A 20,224-nucleotide genomic window follows, 5' to 3' on the forward strand; every position below is an offset into this window, starting at 1 on the left:
CCCTTTGTTAGAACATTGAATAACCACTTCTTCTTAAATTCCTTATAACAAAACCTGCTACAATCGCACCAATCCATCCTGAACCGAGCATTAATATGTCAGCTGTATGTATATTTGTTATGCCAGAAATAAGTTTTGAAAATGCTGTTGATGGATCTGTAAAATACATAGCTGTCGATATTTTATCTACAATCGCAAAAATAACGAATGGATAAAATACAACCATTAGCCAAGTAGTTTTTAATAGCATATTCAATATAAATGCGATGCCAAAAAACAAAACAAAAAACAATGCCATTGATATGATAACTTGAGGTAAAGATATCATAGCTAACCTCCTTTAAAAAAAGAGACCCGCCTAATAGCAGGTCTCTACATTTAATAATTAATCAATTAGAATTTACCTTTTTTATAGGCTAATCCGATACCACCGATTTTGAAAATAGCGCGAGTATCGATAACTTTTTTCATGAATGCTGCTTTTTTACCAGTAATTTCACGACCCATAACGACACCAACACCGTCACGGCTACCTAATGAACATACAGTACCTTTGTCATCATAAGAGAAAGCTTCTGTTTTTTCACCGTTAAAGATGTTTTTAATATTTTTAGCAAGGTGTTCACCTTGTTGCATAGCGATTTGAGCTGTTGTTGGAAGTGGACGTTTGTTGTCTCCTTCACCAGCCATAACAGCTGAACAGTCACCAATAACGAAGATATCATCGTAATTGTCGATTGATAAATCATCTTTAACAACGATACGACCACGTTTAACGCCATCGAATGATTCTTCCATTAATTTGCTACCTCTAACTCCAGCAGCCCAGATTGCTGTGTTTGCTTCAAGAGTTTGTTCTACATCATTAACTTTAACTACGAAGCCTTTTTCGTTACAAGCAACGATTGGTGTAGAAATTTTGAATTCTACTCCACGGTCTTCTAAATATTTAACAACATAGTTCACTAAGTTTTCTGAGAACATTGGTAACATTTTTGGAGCAGCCTCAACACAAGTAATTTTAACTTTAGATTGATCTACACCGTATTTTTTACATAATTCAGGGATACGTTCAGTTAATTCACCTAGTAATTCAACACCAGTGAAACCAGCACCACCTACTAAAATAGCTAAATCATTTTCATCTTTTTCTTTAGATGCAGCATAATTAGCAAATTTATCTTCAATATGCTTAGAAATACGACGAGAAGTGTTAATATTTTCGATTTGAAGAGCATGTTCTTTCATACCTTCAATTCCAAATGTTTCACTTTCGAATCCTAATGCAACAACTAAAATGTCATATTCAAATATACCATTAGATGTTTCAACTGTTTTAGCATCTTTATTGATTTTACTAACTTCTGCTTTTACAAAGTTTACTTTATTTCTATCAATTACATTTGTAATTGGATATAAAGCATCTTCGTAATTTAATGTTCCAGCTGAAGTTTCATGTAACCATGTAGCTTCATAGTGATAATCATTTTTGTTGATTAAAGTAACATCAACATCTTGGTTTGAAACTAATTTTTGCAATTTAGTTACTGTTTGTAAGCCAGCGTAACCTGCCCCTAATACGAGAACTTTTTTACGTTCAAATCCCATTATTTTCACCTATACTTTCTAATATTTGTTTGACACTTATAGGAAAGTTGTGTCACTTTGTGTTTTTCATCACAAGTAATGATACTGCTATTTACATACAAGTACAATTGTATATTTTTATAAAGATAAATTCAAGTGTCACATGTTATTTCCTTAGCAATTCTCTGGCGTACCTGCAACGTCTTTTGTTTTAAATGAACTTCCACAACCGCAAGCTGCAATTGCATTAGGATTCTCAATAGAAAATCCACCGCCCATTAATGATGTTTTGAAGTCAATTGTTGTACCATTTAGTATCGGAGCATCATTCTTATCTACTATTACTTTAACACCAAAAAATTCTAGTGTTTCGTCGTTTTCAGCAGGTTCTTCTTCTGCAGACATACCATAAGATAGTCCTGTGCAACCGCCACCTTTAACAGATACTCTTAAATAACCATTTGGCATATCGTTACTTTTCATCATATCTTTAACTTCATAAGCTGCTGCTTCAGTTAATATAACTGTTGACATATTTATTCCTCCTAAAAAATCCAATTTTCTTCTATATGACTATATATATTTTCTAGTAATTCTTCTGGTGTCTCTCCCTTAACCATATCTCCGTTAACTAGTGCATATAACCCTCTTGCACATGGTCCACAATTTTGTAGACAACCGTATTCCAATACATCTACTTCTGGATCATTGTCGAGCTTGTTAAACACTACATCAGCACCCTTGGCTAAGTTTGAAATACAAAATTCGACAATCGGATTCAATGTGTTCACCTACTCACTTTATATTCATTAAACTATTTTAACATTCATTGTAGTTTATGCCAAAAAAGATTATACTAAAAGTATACTTATATATTATAAAATATATACATACAAATTTGTAGAAATTTGATTTATGGACAAAGGAGAATAACGATGAAAAGCTTAGTATTATTAGGGGGCGGATATGGTAATATGCGTTTGATGAAAGAAATCCTTCCAAGCATTTTACCGTCCGATTATTCAATTACGCTGATTGATCGTATGCCATTTCATGGTTTAAAAACAGAATTCTACGCATTAGCAGCAGGTACAAAACCAGATAAAGATATTCGCGTTCAATTTCCTAAAGACAAAAAAATTAATACAGTATATGGGGAAATTACTGATATTGATTTAGATAATCAAATTGTTTCAGTTGGTGACTCACGTGTTGATTACGATGAACTTGTTATCGGCTTAGGATGTGAAGATAAATATCATAATGTACCTGGAGCAAAAGACTACACTTACAGTATTCAAACAGTACAAAATGCTCGTAAAACATATCAAGCAATATGTGACTTACCAAGTGATGCTACTGTCGGAATTGTTGGTGCGGGTTTAAGTGGTATCGAATTAGCTAGTGAATTACGTGAAAGCAGACAAGATATCAAGATTAAACTTTTTGATAGAGGTTCTAGAATTTTACCTGCATTTCCAGAAAAGTTAAGTAAATACGTAAAGAAATGGTTTGATAAACATAATGTAGAAGTTGTTCCTAATTCAAATATTACACAAGTTGAGCCTGGCCAATTATACAACAATGAAGACATTCATAATGTAGATTTAGTCGTTTGGACTGCCGGCATTCAACCAGTTGAAATCGTAAGAAATCTTCCAGTTGATACTAATGATGGTAGAAGAGTTATTGTAAACCAATATCATCAAATTCCAACTTATAAAAATGTATATATTGTAGGTGACTGTGCAGCATTGCCTCACGCACCAAGTGCTTATTTAGCAGAAATACAAGCAGATCAAATTGCTGAAGTTATGAAATTACAATGGACTGATAAACCTTTACCAGAAAAAATGCCCGAGTTAAAACCTCAAGGATTTGTAGGTTCACTTGGTGAGAAACAAGGCTTCGCTTATCTAATGGAACAAACAGTTACAGGACGATTAGCAAGAGTCATTAAATCAGGAGTACTCTGGTTATATAAATACCATAATGGATAATGATAAAAAGTAGCAGAAATATCTGCTACTTTTTTTATTGTTCAATGGCGACATGTTCATCAATAAATCTCGTGATATGCTTTAACTGAATAAAACCATCAGCAACATATTCATCATTTATTGTAACAAGTGGATAAAACAATTCATCTTCATTAATTCTTTCTATAAACTGAAGATCATGATCTGTTAAATTTTCAGTCTGTTTTAAAATATCAATATAAGTGTATTCAAATTCTAAATCCGTATATTTTCTTCCTAAAATAGCTTGTAACCATTCATATGTGTCCTTCGATGATGGTGCATTGACACAACTCGCACATACAACATCTGCACCATAAACTACTATACTTGCTTTGGACATATAATCATCCCCCTAGTTTGATGAATAGATTTTTTACCTTATATCTATTATAATAGATTAATAAGATTAATGTATCTAATAACACTTGATGAGAGGAGTATTTATATATATGACTACTGAACAACAAACAATGTTTGATCAAGTTAGTGATGTACTTGAGAAATTAAGACCATTCCTATTACGCGATGGTGGTGACTGTGAATTAGTAGATGTTGATGATGGTATCGTTAAACTACGATTACTCGGAGCTTGTGGTACATGTCCAAGTTCTACAATTACTCTAAAAGCTGGCATAGAACGTGCTTTACTAGAAGAAGTACCTGGCGTTGTAGAAGTAGAACAAGTTTTCTAATCACTTTCATTTTATTTATAGGTATTAAAAAAGCACCGTGCCATAAAGTTGGCACGGTGCTTTTTTTCTTTCTATTTATCAAGTTTGGCTCGTCTTGATAAATTCAGACTCTCTATTTATCATGTTGAGCTCGTCTTGATAAATTCAGCCCGTCTATTTATCATGTTTGACTCATCTTGCAATATTCAGCCTCTCAATTTATCATGTTGACCTTGTCTTGCAATATTCAGACTCTCTATTTATCATGTTGGACCTGTCTTGCAATATTCAGACTCTCTATTTATCATGTTGACCTTGTCTTGCAATATTCAGACTCTCTATTTATCATGTTTGCCTCGTCTTGATAAATTCAGACTCTCTATTTATCATGTTTGCCTAGTCATGCAATATTCAGTCCGTCTATTTATCATGTTAGCCTCGTCTTACAATATTCAGCCCGTCTATTTATCATGTTGGGCCCGTCTTGATAAATTCAAGACAGGTTGTCGACAGTCTGAAGCACCGTGCCATAAAGTTGGCACGGTGCTTTTTAATATTTCCTAGGTAATATTATTAATATTGTCGACTTACTTTATTATCATATTGTCCATTTATATGGTTAATCATTTGCTCGTTAATATAGACCCAACCTTTCCAACCTATATGAACTGCATCTGTAATGACATATGGTTCATATTCTTTATCGGTTATGTCATATACTTTCATATTATTTGATGTGAGCATTTTATTAATCTTTTGATATACTGCTTCTCTTTTCTCTCTATTAACATTAATATGATCATACCATTTTCCATTTGCTGGAATAACAACAAATAATGGATCTGCATTTACTTCTTTTAATGTGTCAATTAACAACTGTAAGTCATCGAATTCTTTAGACTGGTTATTGAACTCGTAATTTCTATTGTATCTTTTTCGTTGCTCTTTTAATAAATTCCAATATTGGTCATTCATTCCGAAATTATTAGTTGTAGAATGCTTTTCACCATATTGATTAGCATATAATCTCATTTCATCCCATTTCATATGACTAAAATGATGTTTAGAACTATTGGTTAAAGCGACTTTTTCTCTACCAAAAATAGACTTTAAAGCATCATGTTTTTCATGGATGTTATTTTCAAAATCATTCATAAAAGTTCCTTCATCATACTGATGATTTTTTTTACTTAATACAGAATTTAAATATGGATCTGATTTTAATTGTTTAAATTGAACTAATCTTTTTGCAAATCTGTCTTTTAATTCTGGACTCAAAGATTTAATTTTAAATAAATGATCCGCTTGTAATGGTGAAAATCTAGCGCTAAAGTTATCATTTGTTAAACCATGATCAGTAAACCACTGGGGTGAAATGATGATAGCTACTTTTTTTCCATTTAGATTGTGTGCTTGGCTGCCAACATTAATTGCATGGATTAAATCTGTAGAGCCACCTGTTCCAATTAAATATGGCTTTAATTTAGCATTTTTATCTTTCAAAATATGCGCTGGATGAAATATATCTTGTTTTTCCAATTCACTTGAGCCAAATATAGGATAATAATGTTTACTTAACAACATTTCCTCTTGAGAGTGCACGCCTTTTAGTACAGAATCATTTAAAGAAATTGCTTCTTTATTAATATTGTCTTGTTTAGATAAAGATGTAAGCCATTCAACTGGAATTAATAAAAATAAGCCAAATAAAATACCACTTAACAATAAAGGCAACAATAATTTTATTTTCATTGTAATTCCTTAAGTACTTTTATAATTTTATTCGGTGTTGCCCACTCATCTCTATCAAAATCCGTAATTGTAACATCAATGTCTAAATTATTTTGAATTTCTAACAACAAGCCTATAGTTGCAAATGAATCTATAATCCCTTCTTCAAAAATTTCGATATCAGGGTTTTCTTTTACGATATCATTTTCAGCAACTTCAGCTAATATATTTAATACTTTTTCTTCAAAATTCATAATATAACTCCCTTATTTAATGTATTAATTTTCCTGAGAATAATAAAAATCCAAATGCTACACTATGGAATGTAATTAATATTGCGATCACATTCATTAACTTATAATTAAGTTTTGGCGGATGCTTTTTGCGCCATTGTTCAAAATAACCATATGCAATAAATAAGAATGCGTGATATAAACCATAAAGAATATAATGTATTTCAATACCATGCCAAATTCCCATAATAAAGAAATTGATTAAAAATCCCAGGTTAGATATTAACAGCTTATCTTTTAGTAATTTTTCTTTGGATACCCAAAAAACAAACCTCATATATATACAATCTCTGAACCAAAAAGATAAACTCATATGCCATCTATTCCAAAATTCTTTAATATTTTTAGCTTTAAATGGCTTGTTAAAGTTAATTGGAGTTTGAATTCCGAATAAATAACTAAATGCTATAGCAAATAAACTGTATCCTGCAAAATCAAAAAACAGATAAAAACTATACCCGTACATGTAATAAAGATAATTTAAAAAGGTAGGATCTGTATCTATTGGCGTAACTTTAATTACATTTTCATTTATGTAATAAGCAATAATATACTTATATAAAAATCCCATAAACACCATATGTATAGCTTTTATAAGCATTCCATAATAAACATTGGGTTCAGGAATCTTTTCTTCATCCTTGATAAATCGCTTATATCTATCTATAGGACCTGAAGATATCGTTGGAAAGAATGTAATAAAATCAATTAGTTTCATTGTATTGATTGATTTTATTCTATTATCACGAATTTCCATAATGAGTTGAACACTTTTAAATGCAATATACGAAATACCTAGAAATCCTATAAATTCAATTAATTTATTACCGTGAACTGTTATTTGAAAATCCCCTAGCCAACTACTTTGTAATATTTTCACAATAATTAAAGGTAATATTGAAAGTACTATTGCAAAAGCATAATTTTTAAACTGGTTTGTTTTCTTTGCTATCGAAATATAAACTCTAATCAATACAACTTGATAACATATATATAGAGCAAAGAAAATAAATTGATAACTTAAAAATTTATTATCATATAAGTTTTTATTTTCATCCGAAAATATTAGTATGAGCATAACTAACGTAATGACTCGGTTATAAACAAGACTTCTCTTTCCGACTAACCCTAATATAATTACTGGTAACATTAAGGCTAAACAGATATAAAAATAGGTAAAATCCCCATATGGAATCATGGTTTTAACCTCTCTAATACTTTATTTCTATCTAACTTACCATTAGCAGTTAGTGGTAGATGATTCACAAAGCTAAATTTTCTAGGAATCATATATTCAGGTAAATGAATTTTTAATTCCTGTTTTAAATGGAGTATCATGTCATTTTCGTTATCTATTTCCTGATTTGTAAGAATAGCTGTAGCATGTAAATATTGAACTTTTTCACCTTTTTTAATTGGTGATATAACGACTTGTTTAACTTCTGGCAATTGCTCTAAAACCATTTCAATTTCTTCTAGTTCCATACGATAGCCGTTAATTTTTATTTGGAAATCTATTCTTCCATGTATAAACCAATAACCATCACGAAACTCTGCTTTATCTCCAGTAAAATAATTTACTTGACCATCTATATTTTTAAATACTTTATTGTGCTTTTCTTCATCTTTTAAATATCCTTGACTAATACTTTTACCAATTATCACTAATTCTTCATTATCAGCTAATTTTAATTGTGAATTTGGACGTACTGTACCAATTGGTAATGGATTAAATTTATCTAGAATTTCTTGAGTAATTTGAATACTTGTTACAGCAACCGTTGCTTCTGTTGGGCCATATGTATTATAAATAATCGAATCTTTAAATTGATTGATTAATTTCTGTGCTGTCTTATGACTCAGCACTTCTCCACAGAAGAAAAACTGCTTTAATTTAGTATGTTGATCTTGATTAAATCCTGGTAATAATAAACACATTTCTAAAAATGATGGCGTTGATACCCAAGATTCAATGTCTTTACTATTTAGTAATTCATATAATTGTTTTGGCTTTTCAATCATCTTTTTATCAACTAGTTGCAACGTCCCACCTGTCATTAAGCATGGATATATTGCCATAACTGATAAGTCGAAAGAAAATGGAGCTTGATTCAACCACATACTGTTGTCGCCAAGCTTATTAAGTTGTAACATCCAGTTAGTAAAGTCCATTAAACTTTCATAACTGATTTGTACACCCTTTGGCAATCCAGTGGATCCGGATGTAAAAATTGTATAAACAGTATCTAAATTATTAATTCTATTTAAGTCTTCCAAGTTTATTTGCGCTTCTTTACATGCTTCTATTGTTATTTGATTAATTTGTATATTATTCAATAAATTACCAGTTGTATTAAAAATAAAAGCAGGCTCTACCTTCTCAATGATATGCTCTATTCTTTCTAAAGGAATCGATATATCTATTGGAACGTATCCAATGCCTGCTTTCATACTCGCAATCATACCTACAATCATAAATGGTGACATATGACCATATAATACAATTGGCTTATCAGAATCTTGGATTAACGTAGCTAATTTATTTGAATAAAGATCTAGTTCACCATAAGTCATCTCTTCTTCTCTATAGTTTATAGCAATTTTATCGGTATACCACTTACTCATAAACTCTACTTGTTCTAAGATGTCTCTCATAAATGTTCTCCTTCATTAAAATTCATTATATATAAAATCGTTACTTGCACTACCACCAGCATAAATCCAAAATAAAACAATCATGATTAAGAAATAAAAAATGGTTAAACCAACTATTTTGCAATTCTCAGATAGTAATATTTGCCTAATTTTTTCCATTGTAAATCTCCTCATGTTTTTATTTTGTAATTATTCTATTTTTATATTATATTCTATGTATAAAGAGATATCAACGAAAATATGTAAAATTTTAGCATTTATTGGAATTTAAAAGGGATTAATCACATTACAAAATTGACATATAAACTGTCATAACAGACCTTATAAACAAGTATAATGAAATTTGATTTTAATACCTCTTATATAAAAAAAGATGGTGAGATAAATTAATTATCTCACCATCTAATCATTAAATTAAAAAGTCGTTTACTGAAGCGAAATAGACTGAAATCACGCTTTTTCAATCTTTGTCATCTCTATTTCTTCACTGGTGTTACTGGTTCACTACCTGCGATAATTTGTTTTGCATTATCAACACAAAGTTGAACCATATGATCTCTTGTGTTTATTGAGCTACTACCTATATGAGGAACAACTATTACTTGTTTCATTTCTAAAAATGGATGGTCCATTGCTATAGGTTCATTTTCTACTACGTCTAATGCTGCACCGAGAATTTCTTTTTGCTTAATTGCTTCTATTAAATCAGATTCTACGACATGTCCGCCGCGACCGATATTAATCAATATTGCACTATCTTTCATTTTCTTAAATGTTTCTTTATTAAATATGCCTTTGGTTTCAGATGTTAATGGAGCAGTACAAACTACAAAGTCACTTTCTGCTAACAGTTCATCCATATTTCTATATTCAACATTTAATTCTTTTTCAGCTTTTTCTTTTTTAGAACGGTTGTGATATATCACTTTGCAATTAAAGCCCTTTAATCTTCTGGCGAAAGCTTCACCTATTGCACCCATTCCATATATACCAACTGTAGATCCATGAACATCTTTACCTGCTAATAAGTATGGACCCCAACTTTTCCATTCGCCATTTTCTACATACTCAACCGCTTCTACAATTCTTCTTGCAGCAGTTAACATTAAAGTAAATCCTAATTCTGCAGTCGTTTCTGTTAACACTTCTGGTGTATTTGTTACAATAACACCTTTATTATGAGCCAAGTCAATATCAATATTATCATACCCTACTGCTAAATTAACGACTCCTTTAATTTTAGGTGCAGATTCAAAAAAGGTTTCATCTATTTTCTCACTTAATGTTGTGATTACAATTGTGGCATCTGCAGCGCGCTTTAAAAATTGTTCTCTTGGCATAGGTTCTAATTCACTATCCCAAACATCTACTTCTGCAAATTGTTCTATTTGTTGAATAAATTTATTTGGCAACTGTCTAGCAACTAATACTTTCTCTCCCATATTCCCATCTCCTTATTTCAGTTATTTGATTACTTCAAATAAGTTCTTAACACTATAAGTTGGTAATATCTCTTTTAAGTTAATTTCTTCTAATGATGTAACGCCTGTTTGTACATGTAATGTGTCAATTCCACTATTGATACCTGCTAAAATATCAGTATCGTACAAGTCACCAATCATTACACATTCTTCTTTTGAGAGACCTATTTTTTCTACTGCTTGTTCCATAATAATTGTTTCTGGCTTGCCTATAAAGATAGGCGTTTGCCCAGTAGAAACACTTACAACACTAGTTAATGAACCGTTACCTGGTAAGAAGCCTCTTTCATTCGGTATTGAAACATCTTTATTTGTTGAAATAAATTTCGCACCATTTCTTACTGCTAAACATGCAACTGATAATTTTTCATATGAAATATTAACATCCAGTCCCATAACAACATAATCTACATTTTGATCTTCTTTAATTACTAAACCAGCATCACTCAATGAAGATTTCAATCCACTTCCACCAACCATGTATACAGAAGCTCCTGGTGATTCTTCACTAATATATCCTGCTGTAGCCATAGCTGAAGTGATAACATGCTCACTTGAAGTATTAAACCCCATATTATTTAATTTTTCAGCTACTTCAGCAGGAGTTTTGGAAGAATTATTTGTAACAAATAAGTAATCTTTATTGTTTGCATTTAAATATTCTATAAACTCGATTGCGCCTTCAATTATTTCAGAACCTTTATACATAGTTCCGTCTATATCAATAAAATAACCTTTATAATCTTTCATTTTTATCTCCTTCACCAAATGCTGTAACGGGTACATTTTCATTTTTTAAAAATTGTTTAGTGTCTTCAATTGCTTGTTTATAAAAAGGATTAGCTATTTCAAAAGCTTTTTTTAATTTGTCGTGATTAATGCTTTCGTAATTACGAATTAATTCTTTTCTAAAATCAATAGAATTTCTAATAGCTTCAGCAGTTGAAGGTTGGAATACTTTTTCAAGTTCCATAATATCAATTACATCTTTATAATTTCCAGGGTCTCTTAATATAAAAGCATCAATAATTAAGTTCCCAATATCTACGACAGATTCAATCATCATGTGTGCAATTCTTTCTAAAGCATACGAAGAATCCTTCTCAACTTCAAAATCAACTGTTAATTTTTCTAAATAATTCATTTTTAAATTTAATGTTTTGCTATCTACGAAATACATGTAGAAAACCTCCTATTCATATATAATAATATCATAATTTTGAAATATACGGCATTGCTCTGTATACTAAACAATTAAAGAAAGCTTTTAAATAAAGGAGTAACTATTTATGGTAGAAATGTTTTTATATGATGAAGAAGATGAAGCAAAAATTCAATTTGTCGGTTTTGTAGGTGAACATAGTAGATATGACTTAACACTTATTTATACAGACAGACATTACGGTAAAACAATCGTGCTTAATACTCAAAACAATAAATTTGGAATAATCGGAAAAGACGATTTAGAAGAAGAAGGTTATATTAGCCACATCCTAGGTTTATCACCTGAAGAAGGAGAAGAAGTAACAGAATATTTACACGATGTTATAGATATCTAATAAATTGAGACTTAGTTATGTGACTATCACTAATAGCACTATTACTAACATGTTCATGAAAAATAACCTATCTAGATTAGAACTTAGATTGGTTCATAAGTTTATCTTAGTTTCAAAATGCCGACAAAGTCTTAAACTTTGTCGGCATTTTTCTATGTGTGTCCTTTCCGCAGTTGTGCTTATATGAGGTCCAGAAATCAGAAATACGGACCGATAAAATAAATTAACGGTCCAGAAATCAGAAATACGGACCGATAAAATAAATTAGCGGTCCAGAAATCAGAAATACGGACCGATAAAATAAATTAACGGTCCAGAAATCAGAAATACAGACCGATAAAATAAAATAACAGTCCTGAAATGAAGGATGTGAGAAAAATGTACTATAAATTTAAATATCATTCACACTTCTTCCACCTTATATAAATATAGATGGCCTATGTAAAAAGGCTGGGACAATTAATTTGTCCCAGCCTCTACTTTCTATAAATAATCTTTTAAAGTATTTCTAGAAGTTTGTTGTGTTTCAACTGTGTCTTTTTCTATAATTTTTTCTTCTACAATTTCTACTTCTTCGATTTCTTGTTTACTATTTTGTTGTATTGATGGTTCGATTTTTACATCATCTAATTTATTATCTTCATCTACAAAGTCAGCGTCTTCAGCTGTTAATTTCGTGATTTCTCCTTTAGATAAACGTCTTAGTACAAAATATTTACATCCAAAGTTACAATACTCGAGTAAATAATCTTGTATTGCCGAAAATCGTTTATTGGCATCGCTTTTTTTATTAGAATCGTGATAAAAACCTTTTAAACGAAGTTGGTCATAGCCAAAGTCGCCAACAATATAATCATATTTATCTAGTATTTCAGAATAACGTGATGTAAATTGTTCTTCATTGAATGATTGTTGATCGTCTTTAATTACTTCAAAATAGTTATTTTCTATTTTAGTTAACATTCAATCACCTTATTGTTTATTAAGTTCCTGTTCACCTAGAATATGTTTTTGTTTAGCTGCTTCATTTACTTGTTCGTCAGCGTGATATGAACTACGTACCATTGGGCCAGCTTGACAATGCTTGAAACCTTTTTCCATTGCTACTTTTCTTAATTTACCAAATTCTAACGGCGTATAATATTTTTGAACGTTTAAATGTTTACGTGATGGTTGTAAATATTGTCCGATTGTCATGATATCAACATCGTTTGCACGTAAATCATCCATTGTTTCGTAGATTTCTTCAACAGTTTCTCCTAAACCTACCATCAAACTTGATTTTGTAGGAATATCTGGATACATTTCTTTAGAACGTCTTAAAAATTCTAGCGTACGATCGTATTTTGCACGTGCTCTAACTCTTGGTGTTAATCTTCTAACTGTTTCGATATTATGGTTTAAAATATCTGGTTTAGAATCCATCAAAGTTTCTAACGCTTCATAACTACCGCCCATATCTGAAGGTAATATTTCTATAGTTGTATATGGATTTAATTCTCTTACTTTACGTACAGTTTCAGCATAAACGTTTGAACCTGCATCTTTCAAATCATCTCTTGCAACAGCTGTAATAACGACATGTTTTAAGTTCATTAATTGTACTGATTCTGCAACACGTTGTGGTTCGTCTAAGTCTAATTCGTTTGGAAGACCTGTCTTAACTGCACAGAAACGACATGCTCTTGTACATACTGCTCCTAAAATCATAAATGTTGCAGTACGTCGTTCTCCCCAACATTCATGAATATTCGGACATTTTGCTTCTTCACATACAGTATGTAGATTCTTTTCACGCATCATTTTCTTTAATCCAGTGTAGTTCTTGTTAGTATTTAACTTTATTTTTAACCAGTCTGGTTTACGTAATATTTCTTCATTTTTAGTAGCCATATACGTGAACACCCTTCTATAATTAATTTTCATCTTCGTTCATTATAACCAAAATACGTATAAATTTAAATGCTCCTTACACTTTCTTTTCTTTTTGTATTAACTTTTGTTCAAAAATATTTCTTAAAAACTCGGGCATAATATAATTTATATTCATATCTTTCAATATCGGAAAATATCTACCAAATGTATACATATCAATTGTTCCTAGTTTATATTGCTCGTGATCCTGAACTTCAATACCTTTTACAAAGCATTGGCCAGTGGATTCTATATAGCCGATATTTTTAAATACGTATCCGCCAAAAATATCTCCCCTGAACCCGAAACCAATCGCAACTTCATCTATATAGGACTGTTCCATCGCTTTGTAAATAATTTGTTTAAGCTCCACGCCTCTTAATTCAATTGAAACTGTATTTATTGGATGAGGTAGCATTTGATGAATATCATATTCAGTTATTTTACTATCATCAATTTCTTTAACAATTAACCCTGCATTTATGATTGCGCAATCTGCTTCTGTAAACTCTAATACACTTTCACAAAGTAAATCCGTCGTATAACTCGCACTATTTAAACGGCGAGGTAAAGATATTCTCCTATTTAAAACCGGTTTATCTAATAGTGATTTCCCTTTTTCTTCATAATTATTAGGAATTTCATCCAATAAAGTTGTATCGAGTATCTGTGCTTCTTTATGAATAACTTTATTATTTTCAATCTCTAAATCTACTTGCCCAACATAGTGTCCATACTTACCTGCAGCAGCCATCAATACTCCATTTTTTTCTTCTCCACGTTCAAAATAATGATGTGTATGTGCTCCAAAAATCACATCAATTTCTGGACACTCTTCGCATAACTGTTCGTCAAAAAAGATTCCTACATGACTCATAACAATTAATACATCATAATCTTCTTTAACTTGTGAGATTTCATTTTTTAATGCAAGTAACGGTGAAGTCACTTTCCAGTCTAAAGTTTCATATATATGATTAAATGGTGCTGTTAAACCTATCAAACATACTTTAATGCCATTAACATTCTTGAGTACATGAGATGTTAAATGATTAGGTAAATTACTATTAAGATCAAACAAATTACAACATGTTACATCAAATTGAGCATCATCATACAAATGGTTGAGTGAATCATGAGAGATTGTCATGCCTTCATTATTTCCAAGTGTCACAACATCTACATTGCTATCATTTAATATTTTAACATTCTCAGTACCTTGAGATGCTTCAGTTAATGGATGGAACAAGTCTATATGGTCACCTATATCAATATATAATGAATCATGTTGAAGTTTGCTTCTTTCATCTTTAATATATTGAGATATTTTTGCATATGTATTTAAATGGCTGTGTATATCATTCGTATGAAAAATTGTAAGCTTCACAGATTCAACTCCTTATAAAATACTTTTTATAATCAAATATATACCTAAGATTAACATTGTAATTCTTAAAATTAAAACAACTGTGTCTGATTTCATTCTACTATTAATTTTTACTCCAATTTTCGCTCCAAAGTAACTTGAGATAATCAATACAATTGCATGTACCCATAATACATTGCCTTGTATAACATGACTCACAGAACTTGATAAACTAGAGAAGAAAATCATCATCATACTTGTCCCTACTGCAACATGTGGTGGGAATTTAAATACAATAATCATGAGTGGTGTCATTAATGCGCCACCACCGATTCCAAATAATCCAGTCGTAATACCTACAATAAATGCTGATATAACAGCTGCAATTGGTGGTATGCCATATTGATGTTTTTCTCCTGTTTTATCAATAAATGATTTTAAATATTTTTCTTGTTGAAAATATTTAATTGGTTTCACTTGATTTCGAATCATTAAAATAATAGATATAAGTATTAGAAAAATACCAAAATATAAATTAAATGAATCTAATGTGAAATATTTACTTAAATATGCACCTACTAAAGCTCCAGGAATAATTCCAATCAAGAATATTAAACCATTCTTCACATCAACTTGTTTCGTTTTTAAATAGCCTAAAGTAGCAGTCAAACCTGTTGTAATCAAAATCACAGATGATGTCCCTATTGCTCTTTGTGGCGTCATACCTGAGAGTAAATGGTGATCAATTCCAAAGTAAACAAGTGATGGAACAATAATTATTCCGCCACCTATTCCTACTAAGGCACCTATAACCGCAGAACAAACGCCAATAATAACCAACACTAAATATGCCATAATTTCCCACCTCTAAAATAATTTAAGTTGTTTAGGTGCTAACCCTTCATACTTTATATCTAATAACTTTTGATAAGTTTTGGCATTTTGTGCTGCATGACCACCGGAATTATTATTAAATACTACATATATATCTTTTGCTTTATGGTTTAAGATCTTAACTTTATCTGATAATTCTTTTAGTTCCGCTTCATTATAATCATATAAATATCTTACATCACGCCACTCTTGATCAGTCATGTCTTTTTTAGTCCATCCATTAACATTTCTTCCATGATATCGAACAAAAGCTACATCATGTGTAATACGATTAATAAATGGAATAGAACCTTCTCCACTTTGTGGCTCATCACAAACACTATGAATAAATTTCATCTCAGTTAAAAATTCTAAAGTGTATTCTTTTACATCATCTTTAAACCAAGTGCGATTTCGAAATTCAATACATACATCAAAATCTTTTAATTGCTCTCTAACATAACGTAAATAATTAATATTTTGAGGTTGTAAATCAAACCAAGGTGGGAACTGAACTAGAATCATCGCTAATTTACCAGAAGCTTTTAAGGGCGCCATAGAATCTTTAAATAAGTTAAACAACTCTACCTTACCTGAAGCAAAATCAGTAATTTCAGCATGACCAGTTAAAGCCTGATGTATTTTAACAACAAATTTGAAATTATTTGGTGTTTCACGAATCCACTTCTCAATATTTCTTTGTGGTTGAATCGCGTAATAAGTCGCATCCAATTCCACAATTGGAAAATGAGCAGCATATGCCTTTAATTTATCTTTTTTATTAGAAAGGTCCTCATATAAACTATCATGATCTCCCCATCCAGTTAGGCCAATTTTTATCATATATTATCACCACATTTATCATACCATAACGAGTATTTATAGTTCATTTTGTTTGATTAAAATCATGTAAAAAGAAGATTACTTTTTGTCTATATAATAAAAAAGGAAGAGACAATTAATTTGTCTCTTCCTACTTTAACTATTCCAAAATATCATTTACTTAACTGTATATTTCTATCACAATAATTCATAACTTCTTCATCATGTGTAACAATTATTATCGTAGATTTTCCTTTGAATTCTAGTAATAATTTCAAGATAATATGTTTATTAACTTCATCTAATGCACCAGTTGGTTCATCTGCAAATATAACAAGAGGTTCTTTTAATAATAATCTTGCAATCGCTACCCTTTGTTGCTCTCCACCACTCAAAGTATAAACTTTTGTATCTAGTGACTTATCTAAACCAACTTTATTTAAAGCTTCTAACTTTAACTCTTTCTTCTTTGCTTTACTCAGTTTCTTATAACTTAATACAATCTCTAAATTGTAATTGATCGTTTCATGAGAAATGAGAGCATAATTTTGAAATAAATATCCAATTTCATTTCTATATATTAACACTTTATCTTTTTGTTTCATATTAGCTATATTACGTTTGTTAATTTCAATTTTACCTTTATCAAACTTTTCAAGTCCACACATACAAGCTAATAAAGTTGATTTACCAGAACCACTTTTCCCAGTTATAGCAATCATTTCACCTTTGTTAACAGATAAATTAAACTCCGTAAATAAATATTCACCATTAAACTGCTTATTTAAATTTTTCACTTGAATCATTGTTTAATTCTCTTTTCATATTCTGCTTTACTAATATAATCAATAAAGAATACCCATTTACCTTTGTGATCAATTTTGACATATTTTTCAGAAGGATTAAATCCTTTAAAATCTAATAAATAACTATTCTTTTTACCATTTTCATCAAACGATTCGATATCTTTATAATCTTGGATTTCTTCAATTTCTTTAGTACTTAATTTATCAGGATATTCACTATTAGGCACTTTAGCATAACTCCACTGTCTTTTAACTAAAGGATTAAATCTATCTATTTTCTCTTCAGTATATTTTAAAATAAATAAAGCTATGCAAATCACAACTATAATAGAAAAAATAATAATAAATATTCGCCTCACTACTGACTCTCACCTCGTCGTGCATTTTTTAATAAGTAATACTCATAACGTCGAATCACAAAAATCAAAGATAATATTTCAAATAATATAACTGAACAAATCACCGGAAATGAAAGTGATAAGACATCAAAATATTTAACAATTAACAAAGATATCAATGAAGAAACAATACTTATCATCATAAAGTGATAATGCTTTTTCACAAAAGAATATCCATGAATTGTCTTAACAAATATTTTTTTCTTTTCAGAATCGCAATATAAACATACATTAAAAATATAAACACTAAAAAGAACAACGCTCCCAAAAATGGCCGTTATCAAGGATATTCCTAAATTTAATTTTAGTTGTTGAATATCATCTATGACTTTACTATAAATGTTCGTTAAACCTTGAATTTCATCGTCTAGTTTATATTTTTCTATTTTATTTTGTATAAAATCATAGTCTTTAAACAATAAACTTCCATTAGATGCAGCTGTCGAATAAAAAGAAAATGGATTTAATTCTTTAGGCATAATTACAATGACCGGATTATATGAAATAGCATTTTTTAGTTCAAACATACTACTATAATTGAATAATTCGAAATGGTTATCAGTTTTCAAGACCTCTACATTTAAATATTTTTCTTTATTAGTAATACTTCTTTCATCATTAAGCTGGTTGATATATTCATTCATTTCTTTTTTTAATTGAAAAATATTCTTCTTGTTATATGCCTTTTCAGGTAATAAAATAGTCAATCTCGAAAAGTCTATTTGTTTTTCACCCTTTACTTTAATTCCATTTCTCTTTACATAAGTCTTATTTACAAAAATAGCATTTTCTAAATCATATCTCTCGCCTTTATTTTTCCAATCATAATAATTGTTATAAGATAATAGCCATTTATCTTCGGGAATTTTGTTTATTAAAGTTAAGATTCTTTTTTCAACGTTGTCATTTTTTTCTTTATCTGTACCATTTTCATTAGTTGATATTTCGGTCATAAATAAATCCTTATTTTTAATCCAATATTTTTCACTTACTAAATTGTCTTTTAATTCATTATAGTTAAACATCGAACTATTAATAACATTTAATAAGGTTAACATTACCAAAATTTTAATTGCACCTGGTAAGTATTTAAGAATATTTCCAATCCCATCATACTTAATATATTTCGTTATTTTAAACGACTCTTTGTATACGATGATAAAAGATATAGACATCATTATAAATAGGATGGTTAAAAACATTAATGCGAAAACCAAAAATGATAATTGAACATATATGAACTGTGCTAATTTATTATATATTAAGAGACCTATTGTCATAATCATATTAATTACAAAGAAATATTTAAGAAAAATGATAAAAAGTTCTTTTGATTTAATTCGAAAAATTTTCTGTGTAGTAAACCCGTGTAACCTTTTTATAGACATATCTTTAATTGAGGTTACATTATGATACAAAATAGCAATAAATAAAATGATCATCAACATTCCAATTGATGGAATCAATTTATATACATTTAAGTAGTCTACAAGGACAAAGAAAACAGGTTGATTAAAATATACCGCAGTAAGTCCATTATCTTCTAATTCTTTATAGAACGTTTGAGGTAAAGGTTCATCAGTAAAAAAGAATGCTCCCACAAGTTTCAACTGATTTACCTTTACATCATTTGGTTCTAATAATTTGTATTTCTTACCGTAAGTAAATGGACGCTCTGAAAAGCTGTGCTTATCATTTTTATATTGCACTAAAAATTTTGATTTCCCATTATCTTCATAATTCTTATTCTCTCTTATAATGTTAGTATTATACTTATTTGATAGTTTAACAATTACTTTATTTGCTTCTTTTTTACTCAGCTTTTTATCCAAATTAGTTATTATAAACCCTTCTTCATAACCAGGAATGCCTATTTCATCGTAATATTTATAAAAATTCAAAAACAAAAATGTCGAAGTAAGGAATGTAAAAAATATAGTTATTCTTGTTATATTTTTCATTCTTACACTTCCCTTATGTGATTTAAGCTAGCTTAATTATAATATAAACAATTCATAATATTCTGTCAATTATAAATTATACATTT

23 protein-coding genes and 1 pseudogene are annotated in these 20,224 nt (G+C 29.9%); 3 read left to right on the plus strand and 21 right to left on the minus strand.

The window, feature by feature from the left end; all coding sequences use genetic code 11:
* Positions 1–7 precede the first annotated feature (7 nt).
* The 4 genes from B2G86_RS08490 to B2G86_RS08505 form a co-directional block, all read right to left on the minus strand.
* On the minus strand, positions 8–328 hold the full coding sequence (locus B2G86_RS08490) for a YuiB family protein (RefSeq protein WP_078357674.1): 321 nt from the start codon (positions 326–328) through the stop codon (positions 8–10).
* Positions 329–393: 65 nt separating this feature from the next.
* Positions 394–1,608, minus strand: coding sequence for an NAD(P)/FAD-dependent oxidoreductase (locus B2G86_RS08495; RefSeq protein WP_078357675.1), 1,215 nt, complete (start codon positions 1,606–1,608; stop codon positions 394–396).
* Positions 1,609–1,761: 153 nt separating this feature from the next.
* Positions 1,762–2,121 (minus strand): HesB/IscA family protein, encoded by a 360-nt coding sequence (locus tag B2G86_RS08500; protein WP_078357676.1) that lies wholly within the window; start codon positions 2,119–2,121, stop codon positions 1,762–1,764.
* A gap of 11 nt (positions 2,122–2,132) precedes the next feature.
* Positions 2,133–2,369, minus strand: a complete 237-nt coding sequence (locus tag B2G86_RS08505) for a YuzB family protein (protein ID WP_025904683.1) — start codon at positions 2,367–2,369, stop codon at positions 2,133–2,135.
* 153 nt (positions 2,370–2,522) lie between these two features.
* Between B2G86_RS08505 and B2G86_RS08510 the strand changes: the two genes are divergently transcribed.
* Entirely contained in the window at positions 2,523–3,587 is a 1,065-nt protein-coding gene (locus B2G86_RS08510) for an NAD(P)/FAD-dependent oxidoreductase (RefSeq protein WP_078357677.1), read from the plus strand.
* 34 nt (positions 3,588–3,621) lie between these two features.
* Here B2G86_RS08510 and B2G86_RS08515 read toward each other — a convergent pair whose 3' ends face one another.
* The gene (locus B2G86_RS08515) at positions 3,622–3,948 is read right to left on the minus strand and encodes a YuzD family protein (RefSeq protein WP_078357678.1); all 327 of its coding nucleotides are present in this window, start codon (positions 3,946–3,948) and stop codon (positions 3,622–3,624) included.
* A 109-nt stretch (positions 3,949–4,057) separates the two neighbouring features.
* Here B2G86_RS08515 and B2G86_RS08520 point away from each other — a divergent pair, with 109 nt between their 5' ends.
* Complete coding sequence (locus tag B2G86_RS08520; protein WP_017001072.1) at positions 4,058–4,300, plus strand: NifU family protein; 243 nt, start codon at positions 4,058–4,060, stop codon at positions 4,298–4,300.
* 552 nt (positions 4,301–4,852) lie between these two features.
* Here B2G86_RS08520 and dltD read toward each other — a convergent pair.
* The 8 genes from dltD to B2G86_RS08560 all read right to left on the minus strand — a co-directional run bounded on the left by dltD (position 4,853) and on the right by B2G86_RS08560 (position 11,619).
* Positions 4,853–6,031 carry a D-alanyl-lipoteichoic acid biosynthesis protein DltD gene (gene dltD, locus B2G86_RS08525; RefSeq protein ID WP_078357679.1) on the minus strand — a complete coding sequence of 393 codons (1,179 nt, stop codon included), beginning with the start codon at positions 6,029–6,031 and terminating at the stop codon, positions 4,853–4,855.
* Complete coding sequence (gene dltC, locus B2G86_RS08530) at positions 6,028–6,264, minus strand: D-alanine--poly(phosphoribitol) ligase subunit 2 (RefSeq protein ID WP_078357680.1); 237 nt, start codon at positions 6,262–6,264, stop codon at positions 6,028–6,030. The genes dltD and dltC overlap by 4 nt, the downstream gene beginning before the upstream one ends.
* A 16-nt stretch (positions 6,265–6,280) precedes the next feature.
* The gene (gene dltB, locus B2G86_RS08535) at positions 6,281–7,501 is read right to left on the minus strand and encodes a D-alanyl-lipoteichoic acid biosynthesis protein DltB (RefSeq protein ID WP_078357681.1); all 1,221 of its coding nucleotides are present in this window, start codon (positions 7,499–7,501) and stop codon (positions 6,281–6,283) included.
* A complete protein-coding gene (gene dltA, locus B2G86_RS08540) occupies positions 7,498–8,958 on the minus strand; it encodes a D-alanine--poly(phosphoribitol) ligase subunit DltA (protein ID WP_078357682.1) in 1,461 nt (486 codons plus the stop codon). The genes dltB and dltA overlap by 4 nt, the downstream gene beginning before the upstream one ends.
* 15 nt (positions 8,959–8,973) lie before the next feature.
* Positions 8,974–9,117: a teichoic acid D-Ala incorporation-associated protein DltX gene (locus B2G86_RS08545; RefSeq protein WP_078357683.1), complete on the minus strand. Its 144-nt coding sequence runs from the start codon at positions 9,115–9,117 to the stop codon at positions 8,974–8,976.
* Between the two features lie 317 nt (positions 9,118–9,434).
* Positions 9,435–10,400: a 2-hydroxyacid dehydrogenase gene (locus tag B2G86_RS08550; RefSeq protein ID WP_078357684.1), complete on the minus strand. Its 966-nt coding sequence runs from the start codon at positions 10,398–10,400 to the stop codon at positions 9,435–9,437.
* A 21-nt stretch (positions 10,401–10,421) separates the two neighbouring features.
* Positions 10,422–11,189, minus strand: coding sequence for a TIGR01457 family HAD-type hydrolase (locus B2G86_RS08555; RefSeq protein WP_078357685.1), 768 nt, complete (start codon positions 11,187–11,189; stop codon positions 10,422–10,424).
* On the minus strand, positions 11,176–11,619 hold the full coding sequence (locus B2G86_RS08560) for a DUF86 domain-containing protein (protein ID WP_078357686.1): 444 nt from the start codon (positions 11,617–11,619) through the stop codon (positions 11,176–11,178). The genes B2G86_RS08555 and B2G86_RS08560 overlap by 14 nt, the downstream gene beginning before the upstream one ends.
* Positions 11,620–11,728: 109 nt before the next feature.
* Here B2G86_RS08560 and B2G86_RS08565 point away from each other — a divergent pair, with 109 nt between their 5' ends.
* Positions 11,729–11,998, plus strand: a complete 270-nt coding sequence (locus B2G86_RS08565; protein WP_078357687.1) for a DUF3055 domain-containing protein — start codon at positions 11,729–11,731, stop codon at positions 11,996–11,998.
* Positions 11,999–12,583: 585 nt separating this feature from the next.
* Here B2G86_RS08565 and B2G86_RS08570 read toward each other — a convergent pair.
* The 8 genes and pseudogenes from B2G86_RS08570 to B2G86_RS08605 form a co-directional block, all read right to left on the minus strand.
* Positions 12,584–12,961, minus strand: a pseudogene (locus tag B2G86_RS08570) (YutD family protein); the annotation flags it as partial.
* Positions 12,962–12,970: 9 nt separating this feature from the next.
* The gene (gene lipA / locus B2G86_RS08575; RefSeq protein ID WP_078357689.1) at positions 12,971–13,891 is read right to left on the minus strand and encodes a lipoyl synthase; all 921 of its coding nucleotides are present in this window, start codon (positions 13,889–13,891) and stop codon (positions 12,971–12,973) included.
* A 76-nt stretch (positions 13,892–13,967) separates the two neighbouring features.
* Positions 13,968–15,299: a bifunctional metallophosphatase/5'-nucleotidase gene (locus tag B2G86_RS08580; protein WP_078357690.1), complete on the minus strand. Its 1,332-nt coding sequence runs from the start codon at positions 15,297–15,299 to the stop codon at positions 13,968–13,970.
* Between the two features lie 12 nt (positions 15,300–15,311).
* Positions 15,312–16,133, minus strand: coding sequence for a sulfite exporter TauE/SafE family protein (locus tag B2G86_RS08585; protein WP_078357691.1), 822 nt, complete (start codon positions 16,131–16,133; stop codon positions 15,312–15,314).
* Positions 16,134–16,145: 12 nt separating this feature from the next.
* Positions 16,146–16,994, minus strand: coding sequence for a DUF72 domain-containing protein (locus tag B2G86_RS08590; RefSeq protein WP_078357692.1), 849 nt, complete (start codon positions 16,992–16,994; stop codon positions 16,146–16,148).
* A 152-nt stretch (positions 16,995–17,146) separates the two neighbouring features.
* Positions 17,147–17,779, minus strand: a complete 633-nt coding sequence (locus B2G86_RS08595; RefSeq protein WP_078357693.1) for an ATP-binding cassette domain-containing protein — start codon at positions 17,777–17,779, stop codon at positions 17,147–17,149.
* Positions 17,776–18,138 carry a YxeA family protein gene (locus B2G86_RS08600; protein WP_078357694.1) on the minus strand — a complete coding sequence of 121 codons (363 nt, stop codon included), beginning with the start codon at positions 18,136–18,138 and terminating at the stop codon, positions 17,776–17,778. The genes B2G86_RS08595 and B2G86_RS08600 overlap by 4 nt, the downstream gene beginning before the upstream one ends.
* Positions 18,138–20,138 carry a DUF1430 domain-containing protein gene (locus B2G86_RS08605; RefSeq protein ID WP_078357695.1) on the minus strand — a complete coding sequence of 667 codons (2,001 nt, stop codon included), beginning with the start codon at positions 20,136–20,138 and terminating at the stop codon, positions 18,138–18,140. Before B2G86_RS08605 ends, B2G86_RS08600 begins: the two co-directional genes overlap by 1 nt.
* Positions 20,139–20,224 lie beyond the last annotated feature (86 nt).

It is taken from the genome of Mammaliicoccus fleurettii, assembly GCF_002018435.1.
In the GTDB taxonomy this organism is placed as follows: domain Bacteria; phylum Bacillota; class Bacilli; order Staphylococcales; family Staphylococcaceae; genus Mammaliicoccus; species Mammaliicoccus fleurettii.

Bases quoted from the DNA above. Each gene is read 5' to 3' on its own strand.
- lipA (WP_078357689.1), bottom strand. From the start codon at position 13,891: ATGGCTACTAAAAATGAAGAAATATTACGTAAACCAGACTGGTTAAAA.
- B2G86_RS08550 (WP_078357684.1), bottom strand. From the start codon at position 10,400: ATGGGAGAGAAAGTATTAGTTGCTAGACAGTTGCCAAATAAATTTATT.
- B2G86_RS08605 (WP_078357695.1), bottom strand. From the start codon at position 20,138: ATGAAAAATATAACAAGAATAACTATATTTTTTACATTCCTTACTTCG.
- B2G86_RS08495 (WP_078357675.1), bottom strand. From the start codon at position 1,608: ATGGGATTTGAACGTAAAAAAGTTCTCGTATTAGGGGCAGGTTACGCT.
- dltA (WP_078357682.1), bottom strand. From the start codon at position 8,958: ATGAGAGACATCTTAGAACAAGTAGAGTTTATGAGTAAGTGGTATACC.
- B2G86_RS08555 (WP_078357685.1), bottom strand. From the start codon at position 11,189: ATGAAAGATTATAAAGGTTATTTTATTGATATAGACGGAACTATGTAT.
- dltD (WP_078357679.1), bottom strand. From the start codon at position 6,031: ATGAAAATAAAATTATTGTTGCCTTTATTGTTAAGTGGTATTTTATTT.
- B2G86_RS08565 (WP_078357687.1), top strand. From the start codon at position 11,729: ATGGTAGAAATGTTTTTATATGATGAAGAAGATGAAGCAAAAATTCAA.
- dltC (WP_078357680.1), bottom strand. From the start codon at position 6,264: ATGAATTTTGAAGAAAAAGTATTAAATATATTAGCTGAAGTTGCTGAA.
- B2G86_RS08545 (WP_078357683.1), bottom strand. From the start codon at position 9,117: ATGGAAAAAATTAGGCAAATATTACTATCTGAGAATTGCAAAATAGTT.
- B2G86_RS08520 (WP_017001072.1), top strand. From the start codon at position 4,058: ATGACTACTGAACAACAAACAATGTTTGATCAAGTTAGTGATGTACTT.
- B2G86_RS08585 (WP_078357691.1), bottom strand. From the start codon at position 16,133: ATGGCATATTTAGTGTTGGTTATTATTGGCGTTTGTTCTGCGGTTATA.
- B2G86_RS08500 (WP_078357676.1), bottom strand. From the start codon at position 2,121: ATGTCAACAGTTATATTAACTGAAGCAGCAGCTTATGAAGTTAAAGAT.
- B2G86_RS08590 (WP_078357692.1), bottom strand. From the start codon at position 16,994: ATGATAAAAATTGGCCTAACTGGATGGGGAGATCATGATAGTTTATAT.
- B2G86_RS08560 (WP_078357686.1), bottom strand. From the start codon at position 11,619: ATGTATTTCGTAGATAGCAAAACATTAAATTTAAAAATGAATTATTTA.
- B2G86_RS08515 (WP_078357678.1), bottom strand. From the start codon at position 3,948: ATGTCCAAAGCAAGTATAGTAGTTTATGGTGCAGATGTTGTATGTGCG.
- dltB (WP_078357681.1), bottom strand. From the start codon at position 7,501: ATGATTCCATATGGGGATTTTACCTATTTTTATATCTGTTTAGCCTTA.
- B2G86_RS08490 (WP_078357674.1), bottom strand. From the start codon at position 328: ATGATATCTTTACCTCAAGTTATCATATCAATGGCATTGTTTTTTGTT.
- B2G86_RS08510 (WP_078357677.1), top strand. From the start codon at position 2,523: ATGAAAAGCTTAGTATTATTAGGGGGCGGATATGGTAATATGCGTTTG.
- B2G86_RS08595 (WP_078357693.1), bottom strand. From the start codon at position 17,779: ATGATTCAAGTGAAAAATTTAAATAAGCAGTTTAATGGTGAATATTTA.